This window comes from Streptomyces sp. OfavH-34-F (assembly GCF_022347745.1).
In the GTDB taxonomy this organism is placed as follows: Bacteria; Actinomycetota; Actinomycetes; order Streptomycetales; family Streptomycetaceae; genus Streptomyces.
In genome coordinates, this window is the sequence record NZ_JAKRGC010000302.1 from 1 (window position 1) to 7914 (window position 7914).

At 71.4% G+C, this 7914-nt stretch carries 4 protein-coding genes and 1 pseudogene; 1 reads left to right on the forward strand and 4 read right to left on the reverse strand.

What is annotated here, in order from left to right; all coding sequences use genetic code 11:
* The 4 genes and pseudogenes from MHW47_RS28975 to MHW47_RS28990 form a co-directional block, all read right to left on the reverse strand.
* Positions 1 to 384: pseudogene (locus tag MHW47_RS28975) on the reverse strand (transcriptional regulator); the annotation flags it as partial.
* Positions 385 to 879: 495 nt separating this feature from the next.
* On the reverse strand, positions 880 to 3591 hold the full coding sequence (gene ppdK / locus MHW47_RS28980; protein ID WP_239226721.1) for a pyruvate, phosphate dikinase: 2712 nt from the start codon (positions 3589 to 3591) through the stop codon (positions 880 to 882).
* Positions 3592 to 4142: 551 nt separating this feature from the next.
* Positions 4143 to 5291, reverse strand: coding sequence for a tRNA dihydrouridine synthase DusB (dusB, locus tag MHW47_RS28985; protein ID WP_239226722.1), 1149 nt, complete (start codon positions 5289 to 5291; stop codon positions 4143 to 4145).
* Between the two features lie 75 nt (positions 5292 to 5366).
* Entirely contained in the window at positions 5367 to 6257 is an 891-nt protein-coding gene (locus MHW47_RS28990) for a helix-turn-helix domain-containing protein (RefSeq protein WP_239226723.1), read from the reverse strand.
* A gap of 101 nt (positions 6258 to 6358) precedes the next feature.
* Here MHW47_RS28990 and MHW47_RS28995 point away from each other — a divergent pair, with 101 nt between their 5' ends.
* A complete protein-coding gene (locus MHW47_RS28995) occupies positions 6359 to 7831 on the forward strand; it encodes an MFS transporter (RefSeq protein WP_239226724.1) in 1473 nt (490 codons plus the stop codon).
* Positions 7832 to 7914 lie beyond the last annotated feature (83 nt).

Sequence of the window (7914 nt, forward strand, 5' to 3'; positions counted from 1 at the left end):
GAGCGCGTCCAGGCGGGCGCGGCGCGCGGGCTGCCGGCCGCCGGGCGCGCGCTGGGCGTCGAGAACCGCGAGCTCGGCGCGCACCCGCTCGGGCGAAGTGGCGCGCACGGCTTCCATTCCGGCGTCGAGTCCGAGCGGTTCGGAGTTTTCCTGAGAAGGCGTCAGGAAGTCGGGGAAATATCCGCGCTGCGGAACGATCGCGGACAGCAGACGTACTTCACCGCTCAACTTCGGGCGGGTTTCCGCGCGCCATTCCCCGAAGACCGCGGAAGCCCTCCGGTCCCTCAGCCGGTGAAAGCTGAGAATGGTCTCCCACAGCGCGTCCGGGCCGGAAGCCATCCGCACGCGCGAAAGGTCCCATCCGGAAACATGGATACGCAGCACCGAACTCCCACCCCTTGCACCTGCAATTACCCCCTCGCAAGAGTATGCGAATCGTAACAGCACGTCACCACGGGGTTTCGGCCAGAGGTGAAACGCCTCGCCCCGGACCGCCACCGGACGAAAAGCTGTACGCCGTCGGGTGCGATTCCGGAGCCACCGGAAGAGCGAGCGAAGGCCGTGGGGGGTTTTGCTCGTTCGGCGGCGGTTGGCAAAGGTGCGGCTCCGCACTCGATGGGGGTAAGCCGGGTGCGGCCCGTCGATGGGGATCGACGGGCCGCACCCCGGTCCGTTCAGCTCGACTTCTTTGCGCATTAAACGAAGCAATGGGCGCCCGTCACCCGATTTCCAGGGACATGACAACCCGCTGCGGCGGGGCCCGCCGGTACGAGAAGGCGGCGGCACCCCCGCACAGGGTGCCGCCGCCGCCGGAATTCCGCACGGCCGGCCCGGTGAGGGTGGGTCGGCCGGCCGCGCGGAATCGGTGGGTGTGCCGCCTCAGCGGCTGTCGCTGGCCCGCGGCCCGGCCGCCGCCCGGCCCGCTTCCAGACGCGCCACCGGAATGCGGAACGGCGAGCAGGAGACGTAGTCGAGACCCGCCTCGTGGAAGAAGTGCACCGACTCCGGGTCGCCGCCGTGCTCCCCGCAGATGCCGAGCTTCAGGTCCGGGCGGGTGGCCCGGCCGGCCGCGACGGCGTTCTTGACCAGCGAGCCGACGCCGTCCTTGTCGATCGTCTCGAACGGCGACACCCCGAAGATGCCCTTCTCCAGGTAGGCGGTGAAGAAGGAGGCCTCCACGTCGTCGCGGGAGAAGCCCCAGACCGTCTGGGTGAGGTCGTTGGTGCCGAAGGAGAAGAACTCCGCCGCCTCGGCGATCTGCCCGGCCGTCAGCGCGGCGCGCGGCAGCTCGATCATGGTGCCGATCTTCAGCTTGAGGTCGGTGCCGGTGGCGGCCTGCACCTCGGCGATGACCCGGTCCGCCTCCTCGCGGACGATCTCCAGCTCCTGGACCGTGCCGACGAGCGGGATCATGATTTCGGCGCGCGGGTCGCCCTTGGCGTTCTTGCGCGCGGCGGCCGCCTCGGCGATGGCCCGCACCTGCATGGCGAACAGGCCGGGGATGACCAGCCCGAGCCGGACCCCGCGCAGCCCCAGCATCGGGTTCTGCTCGTGCAGCTTGTGCACCGCCTGGAGGAGGCGCAGGTCGTTCTCGTTGGCGTCCTTGCGGGACTCGGCGAGCGCCACCCGGACCGACAGCTCGGTGATGTCGGGCAGGAACTCGTGCAGCGGCGGGTCCAGCAGCCGCACGGTGACCGGCAGCCCGTCCATCGCCTCGAACAGCTCGATGAAGTCGGCCTTCTGGAGCGGGAGCAGCTGCTCCAGGGCGGCCTCGCGCTCCTTGTCGGTGTCGGCCAGGATCAGCTTCTCGACCATCTCGCGGCGCTCGCCGAGGAACATGTGCTCGGTGCGGCACAGCCCGATGCCCTGGGCGCCGAAGCGGCGGGCCCGCAGGGCGTCCTCCGCGCTGTCCGCGTTGGCCCGTACCCGCAGCCGGCGCACCCGGTCCGCGTACGCCATGATCCGGTGCACGGCGGCGACCAGCTCGTCGGCGTCGTCGGCGCCCGCGTGCATCCGGCCCTCGAAGTACTCGACGACCGGCGACGGCACCACGGGGACCTCGCCCAGGTACACCTTGCCGGTGGAGCCGTCCACGGAGACGAGGTCGCCCTCCTCCACGACGATGTCGCCGACCGTGAGCCGCCGGCGCTTGGTGTCCACCTCGATCTCCTCGGCACCGCAGACACAGGTCTTGCCCATGCCGCGCGCCACGACGGCGGCGTGCGAGGTCTTGCCGCCGCGCGAGGTGAGGATGCCCTCGGCGGCGATCATGCCGTCCAGGTCGTCCGGGTTGGTCTCGCGGCGGATGAGGATGACCTTCTCGCCGGACCGGGACCACTTGACGGCGGTGTAGGAGTCGAAGACCGCCTTGCCGACCGCCGCGCCGGGCGAGGCGGCGATGCCCCGGCCGAGCCGCCGGGTCTTCGCGGTGTCGTCGAAGCGCGGGAACATCAGCTGGGCGAGCTGGGCGCCGTTGACCCGCTGGAGCGCTTCGGCCTCGTCGATCAGGCCCTGGTCCACCAGCTGGGTCGCGATGCGGAAGGCGGCACCGGCGGTGCGCTTGCCGACGCGGGTCTGGAGCATCCACAGGTGACCGCGCTCGATGGTGAACTCGATGTCGCAGAGGTCCTTGTAGTGGGTCTCCAGCGTCTCCATGATCTTGAGCAGCTGGTCGTACGAGTTCTTGTCGATCGCCTCCAGGTCGGCGAGCGGCACGGTGTTGCGGATGCCCGCGACGACGTCCTCGCCCTGCGCGTTCTGGAGGTAGTCGCCGTACACGCCCTGGTGGCCGCTGGCCGGGTCACGGGTGAAGGCGACGCCGGTGCCGGAGTCGGGGCCGAGGTTGCCGAAGACCATGGAGCAGACGTTGACGGCGGTGCCGAGGTCGCCGGGGATGCGCTCCTGGCGGCGGTAGAGCTTGGCCCGGTCCGTGTTCCACGAGTCGAAGACCGCCTTTATGGCGAGGTCCATCTGCTCGCGGGCGTCCTGCGGGAAGTCGCGGCCGGCGTCGCGGGCGACGATCTTCTTGAACTGCTTGACCAGCTTCTTCAGGTCGGCCGCGTCCAGGTCCACGTCCACCGTGACGCCCTTGGCCGCCTTGGCCTCCTCCAGCGCCTCCTCGAAGAGGTCGCCGTCCACCCCGAGCACGGTCTTGCCGAACATCTGGATGAGCCGACGGTAGGAGTCCCAGGCGAAGCGCTCGTCACCGGCCTGCTGGGCGAGGCCCACGACCGAGGCGTCGGAGAGCCCGATGTTGAGGACCGTGTCCATCATGCCGGGCATGGAGAACTTGGCGCCGGAGCGGACGGAGACCAGCAGCGGGTCGTCGGCCTGGCCGAGCTTCTTGCCCATGCGGGCCTCCAGCGCGTCGAGGTGCGCACTCACCTCGTCGCGGAGCGCCGCCGGTTCGGCACCGCTCTCCAGGTAGACCTTGCAGGCCTCGGTGGTGATCGTGAAGCCGGGAGGCACGGGAAGACCGAGGTTGGTCATCTCGGCGAGGTTGGCCCCCTTCCCGCCGAGCAGGTCCTTCAGATCCTTGTTGCCTTCGGTGAAGTCGTAGACGAACTTCTGCACATCTTTGTTTTCCGACACGGTCTCGACTCCTCGAAGACGCGGTGGCTGCCCTGACGGCGAGGAACATACCCAGATCGAAGGTGCGTGGGTACGTCCACTTGCGCGTCGTACGGCCGCGACCACCCGTCCGCCAGCAGATCGAAAGTGAACGGCGTTTCACGCCTGCCGAGGCTCGTGTTCAGGAGTCGTACACAGAATGACGGGGAGTCCACCGGGAACCGCGTTTCGGTGGCTGAAAGTAGTCGAAGCGTCGATCGATCAAAGTACGGGGCATTGGCACCCAGTGCCACCCTTTGAGAAGTGCAGCGCTCGATTTCGCGCTCATGTGAGCGGAGGTCGCCTCAAGGTGGCGAGAATCACTCCCGAGAGGCCGCTCAGATGTCACCATCCGGACACCCGTAAGTTGACGCGCCGTACGCACTGCCGACACACACGGTGACGATTGACGTGCGTACGCGTGCACAGAGCATCGAATCCGGGGCCAGAGGCGCGATTGACGGCCTCTTAAGCGCTCAAATGAGCGAGGCGTACGGACAGGCACCCAGTGCCTGCCCGTACGGGCGGGTCGGTCAGCCGCCGGAGGTGTCCAGCTCCGCGTCGGCGCCCACGCCCGCGCAGTCGTACGGGTCCTTCAGCCAGCCGTCCGGGAGCGCCACCCGGTTGTTGCCCGAGGTGCGCCCGCGCGGCCCGTCGGCGCCGTCCGGCCACGGCTGGTCCAGGTCCAGCTCCTGGAGCTGGGCGCCCAGCTCCTCCAGCGAGGAGGTGATCGCCAGCTTCTTGCGCATCTCCGAGCCGACCGCGAAGCCCTTGAGGTACCAGGCGACGTGCTTGCGGAAGTCGATCACCCCGCGGGACTCGTCGCCGATCCACTCCCCCAGCAGCGTCGCGTGGCGCAGCATCACCCCGGCGACGGTGCGCAGCGTGGGCGCCTGCCGCGTCGCCGTGCCCTCGAACGCGCTGACCAGGTCGCCGAAGAGCCACGGCCGGCCCAGGCAGCCGCGCCCCACGACCACACCGTCGCAGCCGGTCTCGCGCATCATCCGCAGGGCGTCGTCCGCGCACCAGATGTCGCCGTTGCCGAGCACCGGGATCTCCGGGACGTGCTCCTTGAGGCGGGCGATGGCGTCCCAGTCGGCGGTGCCGCCGTAGTGCTGCGCGGTCGTCCTGCCGTGCAGGGCGACCGCCGTCACGCCCTCCTCCACGGCGATCCGGCCGGCGTCGAGGTAGGTGAGGTGGTCGTCGTCGATGCCCTTGCGCATCTTGATGGTGACCGGCAGGTCCCCGGCCCGCGAGACGGCCTCGTGCAGGATGGCGCGCAGCAGCGGCCGCTTGTACGGGAGGGCCGAGCCGCCGCCCTTGCGGGTGACCTTGGGGACCGGGCAGCCGAAGTTGAGGTCGATGTGGTCGGCGAGGTTCTCGTCGACGATCATGCTGACCGCCTTGCCGACCGTCTCCGGGTCCACTCCGTACAGCTGGATGGAGCGCGGGGTCTCGCTCGCGTCGAAGTGGATGAGCTGCATGGTCTTCTCGTTGCGCTCGACCAGGGCCCGCGTGGTGATCATCTCGCTGACGAACAGCCCCTTGCCGCCCGAGAACTCCCGGCACAGCGTGCGGAAGGGGGCGTTGGTGATCCCTGCCATGGGCGCGAGGACCACCGGCGGCTGCACGGTGTGCGGGCCGATGCGGAGCAGCGGGGGCGAGGGGGCGAGCGTGGTCATGACCCCCATTGTCCCGTACCCCGGTGACTGCTCCCGAGCCGGTCGCGCCCGGCGCCCGGTCCTCCGGGGCGGCGCTCAGTCCTCCGCGGCCCGGACCAGGTCGAGCAGGCGTTCCAGGCGCTCGCGGGTCTCCTGGTCGCGGGGGGCGTAGGTGACCAGGCGGGGCCCGGGCGCCGGGCCGAGCCAGAGGTCGGTGGTCTCCACGCGCAGCAGCCCCACCCAGGCGTTGCGGAAGACCTTGGACCGGCCGCCGGTCGCGACGACCTCGTGCCGGGCCCAGTTCTCGCGGAACTCCGGCGAGGCCGCCTCCAGGCGGGCCAGCAGCTCCTTCCAGGCGGGCTCGGCGAGGTGGTCGGCCATCGCCGCGCGGAACTTGGCGGTGATGAAGCGGGTCACCTCGGCGGTGTCCAGGACGGAGGCGCGCCACTGCTCGTTGGTGTGGGCGAGCAGCATGACGTTGCGGTCCTCGGGCGCGACCGCGTCCATGTCGCAGAGCAGCCGCCCGTAGGTGCGGTTGTGGGCGAGGACGTCGTACCGGCTGTTCTGCACGCAGGCGGGGATCGGCTCCAGCTGCCGCAGCATGGTCCGCAGCGCCGGGGTGATGTGCGGGCACTCGGTGCCCGGCGCCGGGTCGATGGCCCCGGCCAGTGAGAAGAGGTGGCTGCGCTCGCTGCGGTCCAGGAGCAGGGCGCGGGCGAGCGCGTCGAGGACCTGGGGCGAGACCTGGATGTCGCGGGCCTGTTCGAGCCAGGTGTACCAGGTGACCCCGACGGCGGAGAGCTGGGCGACCTCCTCGCGGCGCAGCCCCGGGGTGCGCCGGCGGCGGCCCCGGACGAGGCCGACCTGCTCCGGGGTGATCCGTTCGCGGCGGCTGCGCAGGAAGTTCGCCAGCTCGTGCCGCCGGATGTCGGGCTCGCTGCCACCGGGGGCGGCCTTGGGCGCGGCCTGCGTCGCCATCGTCGTCATTCCTCCAGCGTGCGGGTGGGGCGGGCGCTGTGCCAGGTGGTCCTTGTACCAGGATAAAGACACTCTGGTACCAGGCTGAGGGGCGGGCGATCGTCGGTGGCGTGAGTGAATCCTCTGTACGGACGACGACGGCGGCCGCCCCGGCCCCCTCCCTGACGCGGCACGACCATCCGGCCCCAGTGCTGGGCTCCCTGGGCCTGTTCACGGTGCTGCTGGGCGCGGCCCTTCCCCTGATCGACTTCTTCATCGTCAACGTGGCCCTGCCCACCATCGACCACGACCTGGCGGCGGGCCCCGCCCTGCTGGAGCTGGTCGTCGCGGGCTACGGGCTCGCGTACGCCGTGCTGCTGGTGCTCGGCGGGCGGCTGGGTGACATGGCGGGCCGGCGGCGGCTGTTCCTGACCGGCATCGCGGCCTTCGGGCTCACCTCGCTGGCCTGCGGGCTCGCCCCGAACGCCTGGTCCCTGGTGGGGGCGCGGGTGGCGCAGGGCGCGGCGGCGGCGCTGATGCTGCCGCAGGTACTGGCGACCATCCAGGCGGCCACCTCCGGGCACCGCAGGGCGAGGGCGATGAGCCTGTACGGCGCGACCGCCGGGCTCTCCATGGTCGCGGGCCAGATCCTGGGCGGGGCGCTGGTGGCCGCCGCGCCGCTGTCCTCGGTGTTCGGCGAGAGCGCGGGCTGGCGCTCGGTGTTCCTGGTCAACGTGCCCGTCGCGGCGGTCGGCCTGGTGCTCGCGGCGCGCGCGGTGCCGGAGACGCGGGCGGACCGGCCCGCGCCCGTCGACGTACCGGGCACGCTGCTGCTCGCGGTGTCGCTGCTGACGCTGCTGGCGCCGCTGACCGAGGGGCGGGCGGCGGGCTGGCCGCTGTGGACCTTGGTGTCGCTGGCGCTGTTCCCGTTCGCGGCGGCGGCGTTCTACCGGGTGGAGCGGCGGGCGGACCGGCGCGGGCTGATCCCGCTGGTGCCGCCGAGCCTGCTGCGCCTGGAGTCGCTGCGGCGCGGGCTGGCGCTGGTGGTGCCGTTCTCGGTGGGCTTCGGCGGCTTCATGTTCGTCATCGCGGTGGCGCTCCAGCAGGGCCTGGAGCTGGGCCCCGCCCAGTCGGGGCTGTCGATAACCCCGATGGCGGTGGCCTTCTTCGTGGCCTCGCTGGCCGGCCCCCGGCTGGTCCGGCGGCACGGCAGCCGGGTCGTGACGGCCGGCGGGCTGATCCAGGGGGTGGGGGTCGCGGTGCTCGCGCTGACGGTGTGGCGCGGCTGGCCGGACCTGGGGACGGCGGGCCTGCTGCCCGGTATGGCGATCGCCGGTTTCGGGCAGGGCCTCCAGCTGCCGGTCATCTTCCGCATCATCCTGTCGGACGTCCCGCCGGAGCGGGCCGGGGTGGGCGGCGGGGTGATGACGACGACCCAGCAGGCGACGCTCACCCTCGGCGTGGCGACGCTCGGCTCCCTGTTCCTGTCCCTGGTGCCCGGTTCGGGCATGCGCGACGCGTTGATCGTCACGCTGCTGGTGCAGTTGGGGGCGGTGGCCCTGACGGCCGCGCTGAGCCTGCGTCTGCCACGCGAGGTGGGATGAGCGTCAGTCCCGCGCCGGGGCCTCGGGGGCGGGGGCGTCCGCCCCGGCGGTCTCCGGCGCGTCGGCGGTGGCCGGCTGGGCCG